Genomic DNA, 15,189 nt, shown 5'->3' with positions numbered 1-15,189 from the left:
TTGACTTGTATTTTTACGCTTTGTTATGTTGTTTGCAGATCGGGGGCTTGTTCATCTCGGTCGACAAGTTTCGTCAGAACCTCACCTGGAGAATTCCTATGAAAATCGCTTCGATTCTGGCCGGCGTCGCCGTCGCCGCCCTGACCGCCTCGGCCGCTTCGGCCGGTGAAATCAACCAAGGCCAGTTCACCCTGCAGGGTCTCGGCTTCCCGTTGGGGTGGGCCAACGACACGCATAACGCTCCGCTTACGATCCCGGGCACTAACATCGGTTTGGATCTCGGTGCGAACAAGGCTAATGCACTTAACGGCGCATCGCCCGTCTCGTCGTGGCACGCCAACGGCCAATCGGGCGCCAACAACGGCAACGCTGCTGTTTCGGACGGCGCGACCTTCACCCTGAACGGCAATGTTTCGACGGACTGCGCCTACTACTCGGGCACCGGCAACCACACGCTGAATTTCGGCACCATTGGCATCTACGCCAGCGATGACACCGGCCCGGCCGCCGCCTTCACCATGACGGACTCGGCTGAACTGAAGATCCAGACCAACCTGGCCGGCTGCAACACCAAGAACACCGTCAAGATTTCGAAGGTGAACATGGTCAACGCCGTCACCACCGGTTTCGACGCTCTGGTCTTCCAGAACGACCTGCCCTTCTCGGTTGACGCCAAGTATAAGGCCGGCCCGATCAACACCACTGTCGCCACGAACCAGATCCTGCCGCTGGCCGCCAACGCCACCGCGCCTGCCACGCGTCAGCATGGCGCCTGGAAGTCGCCGATGACGCTGGACATCAAGATCGCCCAGCAGCCCAAGGCGCTTTTGGCTGGCGACTACACCGGTTCGGTGTCCGTCGAGATCAAGGCCGATCTCTAAGCCTCTGAAGATGAACGACTTCGGGGAGGGCTTTGCAGCCCTCCCCGTTTTCGTTTCGGTGACCATTGCTCGCTAGGTTATCGGGCGTGCGTCGGAGGCGAGCTTGCGCTTCCGAATAGTTTCTAGAGGCGGCGGTCCATGGACGGCCTCGGGGGAATAGAGATTGATGCTGCGACCTGGTTTTCGATTTATGCGGTTCGGTCGGCTGAGCGCTGTGTTCAGCGGCCTGGCTATCGGTCTGTTCGCCATGACCGCCGCCTGGGCCATGCGCGTATCGCCCATGGTGTCTGAGCTGACCACCACCGGCGCCGGATCGGCCGCGCGGATTGAGGTCGGCAACATCGGCGCTGCGGCTCTGCCGTTCGAAACCATGATTACTCGTGTGGATATGGGTGCCGATGGCGACATTGTCGAAACCCCCGCGGACGACGACTTTCTGGTCTTCCCGCCACAGGGGTTGGTGCCCGTCGGCGGTCGTCAGGTCGTGCGCGTGCAATGGATCGGTCAGCCGAACATCGAGTCCTCACACGCCTATTATCTTTGGGTGAAGCAACTTCCGGTACAGACCGACCCGATGGCGGCGGACGAGGGCGGGGCCGTCACGGTTCAGGTCCTCTACACAATGAAGGCGTTAATCGTGGTCGCGCCGCCAGGGGCTCAGCCCAAGGTCGAAGTTGTCTCAGTGAAGCCGACCATGGTCACGCCTCCTGCGCCCGACGTTGATCCTGCCGTGAACGGTGAAGCTGCCCCGCCGCCTGCCGCTGAGCCGGGTGTCGAGATCATCGTCACCAATACCGGAAAGCGCTACGCTCTGATGAGCGGCGCCACCTGGATCGTGGAAGGCACCGACAAGACTGGCCAAGCCTTCCGTCGTGAGTACAGCAGCAACGAAGTCTCGCAAATGGTCGGCGTCGGCTATCTGGCGCCTCTGGACGGCAGGCGGACGTTCAAGCTGACGACCGGGGTCGAATTGGACCCGGCCAAGCCCGTCAGCGTGCGATTCGCACGATGAAGCCGACGGGGGGGAAGGCGTTGCGGGGCGCAGCGTCGAAGATCGCGCTGGCCACGGCTGTCATGGCGACGCCGGGCGGCTGGGCGCACGCTCAGGCCTTGGGCTTGATGCAGGCGGCGTCGCAGGTCGCGGCTCAGGCGGCCGAGGCCATGGCTCCGGCTCAGGCCGCGCCGGCGGCCGCTCCGACGGCGCAGACGCGTCCGAACATCAACCCGTACGACCGCGACATCGCCATGACGGTGCCGCTGAACTTCAACCGGCGCGTGCTGGGCGAAATGCCGGTGCTGCTGACGCGCGACGACCGCTTCATCGTCGAGAGCGCCGGGTTCCGGGCGCTGATCGATCCCCTGCTGACGCCCGAGGCGCAGGCCGAGCTGAAGGCGCGGCTGGAAGGCGTGGAGTCATTTGCCCCGGAGGAGATCAACGCCACCGGCATTTCGCTGGACTATGACCCGGATCAGCTGGCGGTCCTGGTGCTGCGCATCGATCCGACCAAGCGCTCCGTCGAATCCCTGTTCCAGGGCGGTCGGCCCGAGGAGCCGGGCGAGGCGGCGGAAGACTTCAGCGCCTATCTGAACACCAACCTGGCCGTGTCGCGCCGTCAGTCGACCGGCGACGTGACCTCGCCCAGCGTCTTCCTGAACGGCGCCGTCCGCTACAAGGGTCTGGTGTTCGAGGCTGACGTGCAGGGGCGCGAGGAGCAGTTTTCGGGCAATTATGAAGTCGAGCGCCGTTATGCGCGCTTCGTCTTCGACCAGCCGGCGGAGTACCGCCGCTGGTATCTGGGCGACTTGAACGTCGAGACGCGCGGCCGTCAGGGCTTCGCCGAAATGGGCGGCGTTGGCGTGACGCGCCAGAAGCAGCGCTTCGACAGCTTCCGCAACAACGTCCTGTCGGGCGGTCGCCAGTTGGTGCTGCAGGAATCCTCGACCGTGCGTGTGCTGCGCAACGGGGTCTTCGTGCGCGAATTCCGTCTGGACCCGGGCCAGTACGACCTGTCCAACCTGCCGCTCGACGCCGGTTCGAACGACGTCCAGCTGGAAATCCAGAACGAGTCAGGGCGCCGCGAGACGGTGTCCTACAGCGCCTATCTGGACTCGATCGAGCTGGAGCCGGGGGATTACGAGTACGGCGCCTATCTGGGCGTGACCAATTCCGGGACCTTCGGCTCGCCCGACTATTCCGACGGCTCGTTGGCGTTCAGCGGCTTCTGGCGCAAGGCCTTCATGAACAAGCCGGCCGTCGGTCTGGGCTTGCAGGCGTCCGAAACGGTCCAGAACGTGACCGGGCAGACCCAATTCATCCTGCGCAACGGCGCGCGGCTGCAGGTCGACGCCTCGGCCAGCAACGGCGACGTGGGGGCGGGCTACGCCTATGCGCTGAGCTATGACCACTTCGTCGATCTGGGCGAGACCTACGATAGCTGGACGGTCGTGGCGGACTTTACGTCCGAGGACTACGCCACCCTGGGCAATGAGGGCGGGGTCAACTCGACGTCATGGGTGTTCACCGGGGCCTATTCGCATCAGTTCTCCGAGGTCTGGGGCGCGACGATGAGCGCCTCCTATCGCATGGGGCGCGGGGCAATTGGCGACGCCTACTCGGTGAGCGCGCTTACCTCCTATCGCTTCACTCCGCAGTGGAGCGTTCAGGCTGGCGCGGAATGGGTCGATTTCGGCAACAACTTCGGCACGGGCTCCAGCGACGGCATCGGCGTGACCGTCGCGCTGGTCTGGCAGCCGCGCTACGACCGTCGTGGCGAGGCGCGCTACAGCTCCGCCCGCAACAGCGGCAGCCTGCGGTTCCAGCAGTCGACGGAAAACCGCGTGGGATCGTTCGGCTACTCGGTGGCTTCGACCTATGACGACGGGCCCGGTACGCTAAGCGGCCAGCTCGACTATGTGGCCAACCGCTTCGACGCCAGCCTGACGCATACGACGTTCGGTCAGAGCTTCAGCAACATCACCGACGAGCAGGTGACCTCGCTGCGCGTCGGCACCTCGATCTCGACGGCGGGCGGCAAGGTCGCCATCGGGCGCAACATCTACGACAGCTTCGCCATTCTTTATCCGCACCAGTCGCTGGACGATAAGCCGGTGATCGTCGGCGAGTCGTTCGAGCGCGGAAACTACACCTCGCGCAGCGGCGCCCTGGGGCCGGCGGTGTCCAACACCCTGACCTCCTATGTCGATCAGTCGGTGCGTTATGACGTGCTGGGCGTGCCGCCGGGCTACGACATCGGCGAAGGCGTGCGGCGCGTCCGGCCCGGCTACAAGAGCGGCTACGCCATCCAGGTCGGCAGCGACGCCTTCGTCTCGGCTCTGGGGCGGATGGTCGGCAACGCCGGCAAGCCAGCGGCGTTGATCTCGGGTCGCGTTCGTTTGCTTGATGATCCCACGGCCGAGCCGGAGCTGTTCTTCACCAACTCGGTCGGGAGGTTCGCCATTCAGAAGCTGATCCCGGGCAAGACCTATCGGGTCGAGCTCTTCACTTCGCCCGCCGCCGGGTTCGAATTCACGGTTCCAGCCGACAATGAAGGTCTGCTGGATCTCAAGACTGTCGCCGTGTCGGTCGACATCACCGACCAATGAACGGAAGGAAGACGATCATGGTCTCCACCCTCTCGAAATCCTTCGCCGCCGTTGCGGCCCTTGGTCTGTTGGCGCTGATCCCCGGTCAAGCCTTGGCCCAGGATAAGTGCAATCTGACGATCCAGCCGGCGCTGGATCAGTGGGTGATCCGCTACAACCCCCTGGAAGACGAAATCGCCCAGCGCACCTTCGACGTTCTGCTGGTGAACAGCGGGAGGACCCCCTGCAACGGCAATATCCTGGCCTCGCTGCAAGCCGAAGCGTTCGGTCTGACGACCCCGGGCGGCGCCAACCGCGTGCGCTATACGCTTGTCGATGTCGATTACGGCGGCGTCGATATCACGCCGCGATCAGGCGAGAGCGCAAGGCGGAACGGGACCAGCGTCTCGATCAAGCAGGGCGAACAACTGCCGGCCCGCATCACCTTCGCCGCCTTCCCTGAGGCGGGCGTAGCTCAGGGGCGATATGCCCAGGTCGCTAATTTGTTCGTCGAGCAGGCCAATGGGACGATCCACGCCACGCGTCCGGTGACTCTGTTGCTTGATCTCGCCGCCGCCGCCGCCATAGGCCTCAAGGGCGAGTTTTCGCGTCCCAACGGCACGCCTGTTATCGACCTGGGCGAACTGACCGAGGGTGCGCGACCGTTGAATACCGCCCTCTATGTCCACAGCACGGGCGGGTATCGCGTCTCGATCACCTCGGCCAATCGCGGGCGACTGCGTCAGGGTGGGACGGCCTGGTATGTAGATTACAACCTCAAGGTCGGGGCTCAGGACATCAACCTGCAGCGGACCGCCACCATCAATGTCGTATCCCAGACGGCGCGGCGCGACGACTATCCGCTGACCGTGCGGATCGGCAATGTCGCGGGCAAGCGCGCCGGCGAGTACAGCGACACCCTGACCTTCACCGTCGCGGCCATCTGACGCCGCGATCATTTCGCCGGAAACGAAAATGCCCCGCAGATCCTGCGGGGCGTTTCAGTATTCAGCCTGTGCTCAGCCTAGATGGGCTGGATGGTCAGAGCCAGGATCAGCGGTTGTTCCAACTCGACCTCGTCGAAGCGATAGTCGACGGTGCGGATCGTCGCCATGTTGGAGCGGCGCAGTTCCAGCATGCCGCTCTTGGCCAGGTTCAGCGAGCGGTCGCCATAGATGATCTTGGCCTTCTCGCTGTTGGCGAGCGGGCGGTACTGGGCCGAGACAGTGAAGCCACCGGGGCTGTTGCAGGCCTCGACGACAGAACCCATGCGACCGTTTTCGGCCATGATCGTGCCGGTGGGACGTACCCAGCAGGCGACCGGCACGGTGGCGCGCAGTCTATAGGTGTGGCCGCCGGTCGGTCCGGCCGAAGCGATCTGCGGCGCTAGAAGGGCGGTCAGACCGGCGGCGATAGCAAGAAAACTGCGGCGTTTTGCCGTGAACAGCTTGGTCATGACGTCCTCATCACCCTTGATTTCAATGGGACGATACTTGGCGGCTCTTAACTTCACGCGATCAGACAGGCTTAGCGGGCACTTAAGCGCCATCGTAAACCGTCGCTAACCTTGTTGACCTGGGAGCGCCTGATGCGGCGATGGTCGGGGTCTGGAACGCATGAAAAAGGGGGCGCGATCCGAATCGCGCCCCCGATAAGATGGGTTAGCCTGAATGGGTGGCGTCAGGTCTTGGCGCCCGCCCGGCCGCGGCCCAGCTCGCGGTTCAGCCACAGGGCCAGCAGGGTGCAGACGGCGCCCGACAGCAGATAGCCGCCGCCCGCGATCAGGCCGAACTTGCCCGACAGGGCCAGGGCCGCCAGCGGGGCGAAACCTGCGCCGAACAGCCAGGCCAGGTCGGACGTCAGGGCCGAGGCGGTGTAGCGATTGCTCAGGCTGAAGCTGGAGGCGATGGAGCCGGAGGCCTGGCCGAACGACAGGCCCAGCAGGACGAAGCCCAGGATCATATAGGCCAGCTCGCCGGCGGGGCCGCCGTCCAGCATCTGGGGCGCGAAGCCCGAGAAGGCGGCGATGCCGGCGGCGGTGACGGCCAGCAGGGCGCGACGGCCGTTGCGGTCGGCCAGCCAGCCCGAAGCCAGGATGGCGGCCAGGCCGAAGACGGCGCCGACCAGTTCGATCATCAGGAAGCGGCTGGGCGCCTCCTCGGTGTAGAGGAAGACCCAGGACAGCGGGAACACCGTCACCATGTGGAACATGGCGAAGCTGGCCAGGGGGGCGAAGGCGCCGATGACGATGCCGCCGCCTTCTTCACGCACGGTCTTGCCGACCGGGGCGGGGTGCAGCTCCAGAGTCTCGAAGGCGGCCTGGAAGGCGGGCGTCACCACGATGCGCAGGCGGGCGAACAGGGCCACGACGTTGATGGCGAAGGCCACGAAGAAGGGATAGCGCCAGCCCCAGTCGAGGAAGTCGGCGGCCGACAGCTTGCTGAGGAAGTAGGCGAACAGGGCGCTGGCCACGATAAGGCCGAAGGGCGCGCCCAGCTGCGGCACCATGGCGTACCAGCCGCGACGGTTCTCGGGCGCGCTGACGGCCAGAAGCGAGGCCATGCCATCCCAGGCGCCGCCCAGGGCCACGCCCTGACCGATGCGCAGCACGATCAGCATGACCGCCGCCCAGTGGCCCGCCTGGGCGTAGCTGGGCAGGAAGCCGAGGCAGACGGTGGACAGACCCAGCAGGAAGAGGGCGATGGTCAGCTTCGTCCCGCGTCCGAAGCGTCGGTCGATCTCGATGAACAGGGCCGTGCCGAGGGGGCGAGCCAGGAAGGCCACGGCGAAGACGGCGAAGGACAGCAGGGTCCCGCCTAGCGGCCCTGCATAGGGGAAGACCAGCTGCGGGAAGACCACGACCGAGGCGATCGCATAGACGAAGAAGTCGAAGAACTCCGACGTGCGACCGATGATCACGCCGATCGCGATTTCTCCGGCGTCGATTTTGCCGTGTCGCGCGTTGATCTGGCTGGCGTCCCGCTCAAGGGACTCTGAAGAAGGCGCGCCGCTGGTGGCGTTCATGACCGATGACGTTCCCTGGACCCGGGCGCGACACGCGCGCCGACATGGTAAGAATGACGAAAGCCGCCATTTGCTCCCGATCGGCGTCGGGGGGGATAGGACGGATTGTCCAATGTCGCCTCTTGGCGGCCGGGGGTAGGGGCGGCGCACAATGACCGTGCCAGAGCCTCATTTCCGGACAGGAGCCTTCGTGCGCCGCCTGCGACCCCTTCTGTTGTTGCCCTTGCTGGCCCTGTTGCCCGGCTGTGAAGCCGTGGTGCTGTCGCCGGCCGGGGATATCGCCGCCCAGCAGCGAGACCTGCTGCTGATGTCGGTCTTCCTGATGCTGATCATCATCATCCCGGTGATGGCGCTGACCATCTTCTTCGCCTGGAAGTATCGGGAGTCGAACAAGGAAGCCCGCTACGAGCCGGACTGGGATCACTCGACCCATCTGGAACTGGTGATATGGGCCGCGCCTCTGCTGATCATCATCTGCCTGGGGGCCATCACCTGGTCTGGCACCCACCTGCTGGACCCCTACCGCTCGCTGGACCGGGTCAACAAGGGCCAGGCCGTCGCCGAAGGGGTGGAGCCGCTGCAGGTCAACGTGGTCGCCATGGACTGGAAGTGGCTGTTCATCTACCCCGAGTACGGCATCGCCACGGTCAACGAACTGGCCGCGCCGGTCGATCGGCCGATCCGCTTCCACATCACCTCGACCGGGGTGATGAACTCCTTCTACATCCCCGCCCTGGCTGGTCAGATCTATGCCATGCCGGGCATGGAGACGAAGCTGCACGCCGTCATCAACCGTCCGGGCGAGTATGTCGGCTTCTCGGCCAACTATTCGGGCGACGGCTTCTCCAATATGCGTTTCGCCTTCCATGGCCTGGACGACGCCGGCTTCGACCAGTGGGTCGCGGGCGTTCGCGCAGCCAGCAAGAGCCTGGATCGCGATACCTATCTGGAGCTGGAAAAGCCCAGCGAGAAGGTGCCGGTCATCCATTACGCCTCGGTCGACGAGGGCCTGTTCGACGCCGTGCTGAACATGTGCGTCGAGCCGGGCAAGATGTGCATGGGCGAGATGATGGCCATCGACAAGAAGGGCGGCCTGGGCCTGACCGCCGTCCACGCCACCTGGCCGCTGGCCTATGACAAGTACGCCCGTCGCGGCGAGGCCGTTCTGGGCTCGGGCGACTCCTACGTCATGGCCGTCTGCACCCCGCTGGAGGCCGAGAAGGCCGCCGTCGACGCCGCCCGCCGTCGCCAGCAACTGGCCGCCGAGATGACCCGGTCGACGCCGACCGCTCGCGTCATGGGGGCCGGCCTGGCGCGTCCGGGCCAGGCGACCGAACTGGCCCAGTCCGCCCCGTCCTTCGTCTCCGCCTTCACCGCGCCTGCCGCCGCCGACGCGCCCGCGTCGCAATCCTGAGCGCCTGACCCACATGTCTACTGATCAAATCGCATCCATGATCTTCGGAAGGCTGACCTGGGACGCCCTGCCGTTCCACGAGCCCATCCTGGTGGTCACCTTCGCCGTCGTCGTTCTCGGCGGCCTGGCGACCCTGGCCCTGATCACCCGCTACAAGCTGTGGGGCTACCTCTGGACCGAGTGGTTCACGACGGTGGACCACAAGAAGATCGGGATCATGTACATGATCCTTGGCCTCGTCATGTTCCTGCGAGGCTTCGCCGACGCGCTGATGATGCGCCTGCAGCAGGCCATGGCCTTCGGCGGCGCCGAGGGCTACCTGAACGCTCACCACTACGACCAGATCTTCACCGCCCACGGCGTGATCATGATCTTCTTCGTGGCCATGCCCATGATCACCGGCCTGATGAACTATCTGGTGCCGTTGCAGATCGGGGCGCGCGACGTCTCCTTCCCCTTCCTGAACAACTTCAGCTTCTGGATGACGACGGCCGGCGCGATCGTCGTGATGATGTCGCTGTTCGTCGGCGAATTCGCGCGCACGGGCTGGCTGGCCTATCCGCCGCTTTCCGGGATCGGCTACAGCCCCGGCGTCGGGGTCGACTATTACATCTGGGCCCTGCAGATCGCGGGGGTGGGCACGACCCTGTCCGGCATCAACCTGATCGCGACCATCGTGAAGATGCGTGCGCCGGGCATGGGCCTGATGAAGATGCCGGTCTTCACCTGGACCTCGCTGTGCGCCAACGTCCTGATCGTGGCTTCCTTCCCGGTGCTGACCGCCGTTCTGGCCCTGCTGTCGGCCGACCGCTACATCGGCACCAACTTCTTCACGAACGACTTCGGCGGCAACCCGATGATGTACGTGAACCTGATCTGGATCTGGGGTCACCCCGAGGTCTACATCCTGATCCTGCCGCTGTTTGGCGTCTTCTCGGAGGTCACCTCGACCTTCTCGGGCAAGAAGCTCTTCGGCTACACGTCGATGGTCTATGCGACGGTGGTGATCACCATCCTGTCCTACCTGGTGTGGCTGCACCACTTCTTCACCATGGGCTCGGGCGCATCCGTGAACTCCTTCTTCGGGATCACGACGATGATCATCTCGATCCCGACAGGGGCCAAGCTGTTCAACTGGCTGTTCACCATGTACCGCGGCCGCATTCGCTTCGAACTGCCGATGATGTGGACGGTCGCCTTCATGCTGACCTTCGTGATCGGCGGCATGACGGGCGTCATGCTGGCGGTGCCGCCGGCCGACTTCGTGCTGCACAACTCGCTGTTCCTGATCGCCCACTTCCACAACGTCATCATCGGCGGGGTGCTGTTCGGCCTGTTCGCCGCCATCAACTACTGGTGGCCCAAGGCCTTCGGCTTCAAGCTGGACAAGAAGTGGGGCCTGGTCAGCTTCTGGTGCTGGGTGGTCGGCTTCTGGGTCGCCTTCATGCCGCTGTACGTCCTGGGCTTCATGGGCGTGACGCGCCGGATGCGGGTCTTCGACGATCCGGCCTATCAGATCTGGTTCGTCATCGCGGCGGTCGGCGTCGGCATTATCGCCGTCGGCATCCTGGCCATGCTGATCCAGTTCGCCGTCTCCATCATCAACCGCGACAAGCTGCGCGACGAGACGGGCGACCCGTGGCACGGCCGCACCCTGGAGTGGTCCACCTCCTCGCCGCCGCCGGACTACAACTTCGCCAAGACGCCGATCATCCATGACTCGGACGCCTGGTGGGACATGAAGGCGCGCGGCTATGAGCGCCCGACCGACGGCTACAAGCCCATCCACATGCCGTCCAACACGGGCGCGGGGGTGATCCTGGCCGGCCTGTCGACGGTCATGGGCTTCGCCCTGATCTGGTACATGTGGTGGCTGGCGGCGCTGAGCTTCTTCGCCCTGATCGCCTACGCCATCTTCCACACCTTCAACTACAAGCGCGACTACTACATCCCGGCCGAGACGGTGCAGGCGACGGAAGACGCGCACACCAAGACTCTGGCCAAGGCCCTGGCGGCCGCCGCGGCGAAGGGGTGATCCGATGAGCCACGCTTCCTCTCTGAACCCCGACTACGTCGACGAGGCCGGGCGGCCGATCTACCACCCGGTCGAGGAGCCGCATCACCCGGAAGGCCACAGCACCATGCTGGGCTTCTGGATGTATCTGATGAGCGACTGTCTCATCTTTGCGATGCTGTTCGCCGTCTATGGGGTGATCGGCGCCAACTACGCCGCCGGGCCTGCGCCCAAGGACCTGTTCGACCTGCCGCTGGTGGCGCTGAACACGTCGATGCTGCTGTTCTCGTCGATCACCTACGGCTTCGCCATGCTGGCCATGGTCAAGAACCGCACGGCCCAGATGCAGGCCTGGCTGGCGATCACCGGCGTCTTCGGCCTCTGCTTCCTGGGGATCGAGCTCTATGAGTTCGCCCACATGATCCACCTGGGCGCCACGCCCCAGCGCAGCGGCTTCCTGTCGGCCTTCTTCGTTCTGGTCGGCACCCACGGCCTGCACGTCACCTTCGGCACGATCTGGCTGGTCACGCTGATGGTCCAGGTCTGGCGGAAGGGCCTGATCCCGGCCAACAAGCGCCGCCTGATGTGCCTCAGCCTGTTCTGGCACTTCCTGGACGTCATCTGGATCGGCGTCTTCACCTTCGTCTATCTGTTCGGGATGCTGCGATGAGCGCCGAGGCCCACAACGACCACGCGGTCGATCACCACGATCACCACGGCGACGACCACGATCACGGCTCGTTCAAGACCTATATGATCGGCTTCCTGCTGTCGGTCGTGCTGACGGCGATCCCGTTCTGGCTGGTCATGACCGGCGCCCTGCCGGCGGCGGCGACGGGTCTGATCATCACGGCCTTCGCCGTGGTGCAGATCATCGTCCACATGATCTTCTTCCTGCACATGAACCATAAGTCCGAGGGCGGATGGAACATGCTGGCCCTGATCTTCACCATCGTGGTGGTGGTGATCGCCGTCGCGGGTTCGGTCTGGGTGATGTATCACCTGAACGTCAACATGATGCCCACCCACGACATGCAGACCATGGGCTGAGCCTGACAGGGCGAGGCAGGGGAGAAGCGCCATAGAGCCGTCGTCGCGACCCGCCCGGCCGCCGCGCAGCATGACCGCCCTGATCCTGGGCGCGGTGATGTTCGCCGTCCTGTTCGCGGGCTTCTCCGCCTTGGGCGTCTGGCAGGTGCAAAGGCTGGCCTGGAAGCAGGAGCTGATCCGTCAGGTCGACGCCCGCATCCACGCCGCGCCCGTCGCCGCGCCGCCGCCGGAGCAGACCATTACGCGTCAGGCCGATCAGTATCGAAGGGTCGTCGTCAGCGGCCGCTTCGATCATCGGCGCGAGACGTTGGTGAAGGCGGTGACGGACCTCGGCCCCGGCTATTGGGTCGTCACGCCGCTGGTGACGGATCGCGGCTTCACCGTCCTGATCAACCGCGGCTTCGTCCCCTCCGAGCGCCAGAAGCCGGCGGATCGCGCGTCGGGCCAGGTCGAGGGGCAGGCCAGGGTCGTCGGCCCGCTGCGCCTGACCGAACCGGACGGCGGCTTCCTGCGCGCCAATGACCCGGCGGGCGATCGCTGGTTCTCTCGCGACGTGGCGGGGATCGCCAGGGCGAGGGGGCTTGCCGGGCCGGTCGCGTCCTATTTCATCGACGCCGACGCTGCGCCCAATCCCGGCGGCTGGCCGCGGGGCGGGCTGACCGTGGTGAGCTTCCCCAACAGCCATCTGATCTACGCCCTGACCTGGTTCGGGCTGGCCCTGATGTCGGGGGCGGGTTTCGTCCTGTTCTGGCGTGAGGAAAAGCGCCGGAGAGCGATGCGATGAGCGCGGCCAGCTTCGCACGCAGCCTGCTGGGCCTGGACGACCGGGCCGAGGCACCGGTGTCGCCGGGCGCTGCCGGACGGCGCAACATGCTGCTGCTGATCCAGCTGCGCTGGCTGGCGGTCATCGGTCAGGTGGTGACCATCGCCGTGGTCCACTGGGGGCTAAAGATCCCGCTGCCGCTGGGGGTGTTGCTGCTGGCCCCGACCGGGCTGGCGGTGATGAACCTGGCCAGCGCGCCGGTCACCTTGCGGCGTCAGAGCGTCACCGACCCCGAACTGATGCTGGCCCTGTTTGTGGACGTGGCCGCCCTGACCTGGCTGCTTTTTTTTAGCGGCGGCACCAGCAATCCCTTCGCCGCCCTCTATCTGATGCAGATCGCGCTGGCGGCGGTATTGTTGCGCCCGCCCTATGCCTGGGGCTTCGTCCTAGTGACCAGCGGCTGTCTGGCGTGGTTGGCGGTCTGGCACCAGACCTTGCTTCTGCCGCCGGGCACCGACGCCCACATGGGGCTGATCCAGGCCGGGGCCTTGGTCAACTTCATCCTGATCGCCGTGCTGTTGGTCGCCTTCGTCACCCGCACCACCCAGAACGTCCGCGCTCGCGACGCCTACCTGGCCGACGCCCGGCAGCAGGCGGCGGAACAGGACCACATCGTCCGCATGGGCCTGCTGGCCTCCGGCGCCGCGCATGAGTTGGGCACGCCCCTGGCCTCGCTGTCGGTCATCCTCAGCGACTGGAAGCGTATGCCGGCCCTGACCGCCGACGCCGATCTGACCTCCGACATCGCCGAGATGCAGGCCGAGGTCGAACGCTGCAAGACCATCGTCACCGGCATCCTGATGTCGGCGGGCGAGGCGCGCGGCGAAGCGCCGACCATCACCACCCTGGGCGGCTTCCTGTCCGAGATCGTGGCCGACTGGTGTGAAAAGTCGAACGACGCCATGGCTGTGGTCCTGCGCGGACCGACGCCGCGCGATCCACGCATCATCGCCGACCCGGCTCTGAAACAGGTCTTCAGCGCCCTGCTGGACAACGCTCACGAGGCGGGGGCTGAGCGTATGGTCATCGCCGCGTCTCTGGACGACGAACTGCTGTCGGTCGAGTTCAACGATGACGGCCCAGGATTCGCGCCCGAAATCCTCGAACGCATGGGCCAGCCCTATCAATCCACCAAGGGCCGGGCAGGGGCGGGGCTGGGCCTCTTCCTGCTGGTTAATGTGATGCGCAAGCTGGGCGGCGGCGTCGCGGCCCGCAACCGACGCGACGGCGGCGCCTGCGTCCGTCTGACACTGCCTCTGGAGGCCTTGGCTGCGAAATGACCGATCCGATCGACGCCCCCCGCCAGTTGCTGATCGTCGAGGACGACGAGGCCTTCGCCAAGACCCTGCGCAAGTCGTTCGAGCGGCGCGGCTATGAAGTCGTCTCGGCTCGCAGCCACGACCAACTGGTTGAGTTGTTGCAGGTGCATCACCCGCGCTACGCCGTGGTGGACCTGAAGCTGGGGGCGGCCTCGGGTCTGACCTGCGTTCAGACCCTGCACGCCTTTGATCCTGAGTTGGACATCGTGGTCCTGACCGGCTTCGCCAGCATCGCGACCGCCGTCGAGGCCATCAAGCTGGGCGCCCGTCACTACCTGGCCAAGCCCGCCGGCACCGACGAGATTGAGGCCGCCTTCGCACGGCAGGACGGGGATCCCGATGCCGCGCTCAGCGCCCGCCCGACCTCGATCAAGACGCTGGAGTGGGAGCGCATCCACGAGGTCCTGGCGGAGACCAATTTCAACATCTCCGAGACCGCGCGCCGTCTGGGCATGCATCGCCGCACCCTGGCGCGGAAGCTGGAGAAGCGTCAGGTGACTTAATCGGAGTAATCCGTCAGCTTATAGCGCCGCAGCGGTGATCGACTTAATTTCATTGAGAGGATGAGCTATGCGGGGACCCTAGACTCAGGATTCATAGCCAGAAGAGCACGGTTGCGGCGAGTGCTATGGCGGAGAGGAAGACGTTCGGGCAGCGATCATAACGGGTTGCAATGCGCCGCCGGTTAGCCGCCCAAACATGATCTCAATGCGGTTGCGCCGTTTATAGCGACGTTTGTCATAGCGAACGGGCTCTGTGCGGGATTTGCGGCCTGGGATGAAGGCTGTAATGCCCCTTGGCCTGCAGGGCGTCCTGAACCCGTCTGCGTCATAGCCCCGATCTCCCAGCAGCCGTTGCGCCCGGGGCAGACTGTCCAGCATCGCGGCGGCACCGATGTAGTTGCTGACCTGGCCTGCCGTCATGAACAGACTTATCGGGCGTCCGTTCGCATGGGGCCCGGCGTGCAGCTTGGTGTTCATTCCACCTTTCGTGCGTCCGATCAGTCGTCCGAGGCCCTTTTTTTGGCTGATCTGCTCCCCGAAAACTGGATCACGGGACGTTAGAGTTTTCCGCTGAGATTT

At 65.0% G+C, this 15,189-nt stretch carries 13 protein-coding genes and 1 pseudogene; 11 read left to right on the top strand and 3 right to left on the bottom strand.

Going from position 1 to position 15,189, the window contains the following annotated elements:
* The first annotated feature begins 98 nt into the window (after positions 1-98).
* From RTY13_RS00070 to RTY13_RS00055, 4 genes are all read left to right on the top strand, one after another.
* Positions 99-881: a hypothetical protein gene (locus RTY13_RS00070; RefSeq protein WP_312780258.1), complete on the top strand. Its 783-nt coding sequence runs from the start codon at positions 99-101 to the stop codon at positions 879-881.
* A 247-nt stretch (positions 882-1,128) separates the two neighbouring features.
* On the top strand, positions 1,129-1,893 hold the full coding sequence (locus RTY13_RS00065; RefSeq protein ID WP_312780256.1) for a hypothetical protein: 765 nt from the start codon (positions 1,129-1,131) through the stop codon (positions 1,891-1,893).
* Positions 1,894-1,913: 20 nt separating this feature from the next.
* Positions 1,914-4,484 carry a hypothetical protein gene (locus RTY13_RS00060; RefSeq protein ID WP_312780254.1) on the top strand — a complete coding sequence of 857 codons (2,571 nt, stop codon included), beginning with the start codon at positions 1,914-1,916 and terminating at the stop codon, positions 4,482-4,484.
* A gap of 17 nt (positions 4,485-4,501) precedes the next feature.
* On the top strand, positions 4,502-5,410 hold the full coding sequence (locus RTY13_RS00055) for a hypothetical protein (protein ID WP_312780252.1): 909 nt from the start codon (positions 4,502-4,504) through the stop codon (positions 5,408-5,410).
* A 77-nt stretch (positions 5,411-5,487) separates the two neighbouring features.
* On the opposite strand, the gene RTY13_RS00050 is transcribed toward RTY13_RS00055, so the two are convergent.
* Positions 5,488-5,919 (bottom strand): hypothetical protein, encoded by a 432-nt coding sequence (locus RTY13_RS00050; protein WP_312780250.1) that lies wholly within the window; start codon positions 5,917-5,919, stop codon positions 5,488-5,490.
* Positions 5,920-6,143: 224 nt separating this feature from the next.
* Positions 6,144-7,487: an MFS transporter gene (locus RTY13_RS00045; RefSeq protein WP_312780249.1), complete on the bottom strand. Its 1,344-nt coding sequence runs from the start codon at positions 7,485-7,487 to the stop codon at positions 6,144-6,146.
* Positions 7,488-7,677: 190 nt separating this feature from the next.
* On the opposite strand from RTY13_RS00045, the gene cyoA reads away from it, so the two are divergent.
* The 7 genes from cyoA to RTY13_RS00010 all read left to right on the top strand — a co-directional run bounded on the left by cyoA (position 7,678) and on the right by RTY13_RS00010 (position 14,610).
* The gene (cyoA, locus tag RTY13_RS00040; RefSeq protein WP_178826039.1) at positions 7,678-8,901 is read left to right on the top strand and encodes a ubiquinol oxidase subunit II; all 1,224 of its coding nucleotides are present in this window, start codon (positions 7,678-7,680) and stop codon (positions 8,899-8,901) included.
* Between the two features lie 37 nt (positions 8,902-8,938).
* Positions 8,939-10,936 (top strand): cytochrome o ubiquinol oxidase subunit I, encoded by a 1,998-nt coding sequence (gene cyoB / locus RTY13_RS00035; RefSeq protein WP_312781738.1) that lies wholly within the window; start codon positions 8,939-8,941, stop codon positions 10,934-10,936.
* Between the two features lie 4 nt (positions 10,937-10,940).
* The gene (gene cyoC, locus RTY13_RS00030; RefSeq protein WP_178826035.1) at positions 10,941-11,585 is read left to right on the top strand and encodes a cytochrome o ubiquinol oxidase subunit III; all 645 of its coding nucleotides are present in this window, start codon (positions 10,941-10,943) and stop codon (positions 11,583-11,585) included.
* Positions 11,582-11,965 (top strand): cytochrome o ubiquinol oxidase subunit IV, encoded by a 384-nt coding sequence (gene cyoD, locus RTY13_RS00025; protein ID WP_178826032.1) that lies wholly within the window; start codon positions 11,582-11,584, stop codon positions 11,963-11,965. Before cyoC ends, cyoD begins: the two co-directional genes overlap by 4 nt.
* Positions 11,966-12,035: 70 nt before the next feature.
* Positions 12,036-12,749, top strand: a complete 714-nt coding sequence (locus tag RTY13_RS00020) for an SURF1 family protein (RefSeq protein WP_178826030.1) — start codon at positions 12,036-12,038, stop codon at positions 12,747-12,749.
* Positions 12,746-14,068: an ATP-binding protein gene (locus RTY13_RS00015; protein ID WP_178826028.1), complete on the top strand. Its 1,323-nt coding sequence runs from the start codon at positions 12,746-12,748 to the stop codon at positions 14,066-14,068. The genes RTY13_RS00020 and RTY13_RS00015 overlap by 4 nt, the downstream gene beginning before the upstream one ends.
* Entirely contained in the window at positions 14,065-14,610 is a 546-nt protein-coding gene (locus RTY13_RS00010) for a response regulator transcription factor (RefSeq protein WP_178826026.1), read from the top strand. The genes RTY13_RS00015 and RTY13_RS00010 overlap by 4 nt, the downstream gene beginning before the upstream one ends.
* A 91-nt stretch (positions 14,611-14,701) precedes the next feature.
* Here RTY13_RS00010 and RTY13_RS00005 read toward each other — a convergent pair.
* Positions 14,702-15,189 (bottom strand): annotated as a pseudogene (locus RTY13_RS00005) (IS5 family transposase); the annotation flags it as partial.

It is taken from the genome of Brevundimonas sp., assembly GCF_032055285.1.
Classification (GTDB): Bacteria; Pseudomonadota; Alphaproteobacteria; order Caulobacterales; family Caulobacteraceae; genus Brevundimonas.
The sequence above is the reverse complement of the archived record's forward strand: the minus strand, read 5'-3'. Positions and strand labels throughout refer to the sequence as shown.

Coding starts and splice junctions, on each gene's coding strand:
- cyoD (WP_178826032.1), top strand. CDS start 11,582: ATGAGCGCCGAGGCCCACAACGACCACGCGGTCGATCACCACGATCAC.
- RTY13_RS00045 (WP_312780249.1), bottom strand. CDS start 7,487: ATGAACGCCACCAGCGGCGCGCCTTCTTCAGAGTCCCTTGAGCGGGAC.
- RTY13_RS00020 (WP_178826030.1), top strand. CDS start 12,036: ATGACCGCCCTGATCCTGGGCGCGGTGATGTTCGCCGTCCTGTTCGCG.
- cyoC (WP_178826035.1), top strand. CDS start 10,941: ATGAGCCACGCTTCCTCTCTGAACCCCGACTACGTCGACGAGGCCGGG.
- RTY13_RS00010 (WP_178826026.1), top strand. CDS start 14,065: ATGACCGATCCGATCGACGCCCCCCGCCAGTTGCTGATCGTCGAGGAC.
- RTY13_RS00050 (WP_312780250.1), bottom strand. CDS start 5,919: ATGACCAAGCTGTTCACGGCAAAACGCCGCAGTTTTCTTGCTATCGCC.
- cyoB (WP_312781738.1), top strand. CDS start 8,939: ATGATCTTCGGAAGGCTGACCTGGGACGCCCTGCCGTTCCACGAGCCC.
- RTY13_RS00065 (WP_312780256.1), top strand. CDS start 1,129: ATGACCGCCGCCTGGGCCATGCGCGTATCGCCCATGGTGTCTGAGCTG.
- RTY13_RS00055 (WP_312780252.1), top strand. CDS start 4,502: ATGGTCTCCACCCTCTCGAAATCCTTCGCCGCCGTTGCGGCCCTTGGT.
- RTY13_RS00070 (WP_312780258.1), top strand. CDS start 99: ATGAAAATCGCTTCGATTCTGGCCGGCGTCGCCGTCGCCGCCCTGACC.
- RTY13_RS00015 (WP_178826028.1), top strand. CDS start 12,746: ATGAGCGCGGCCAGCTTCGCACGCAGCCTGCTGGGCCTGGACGACCGG.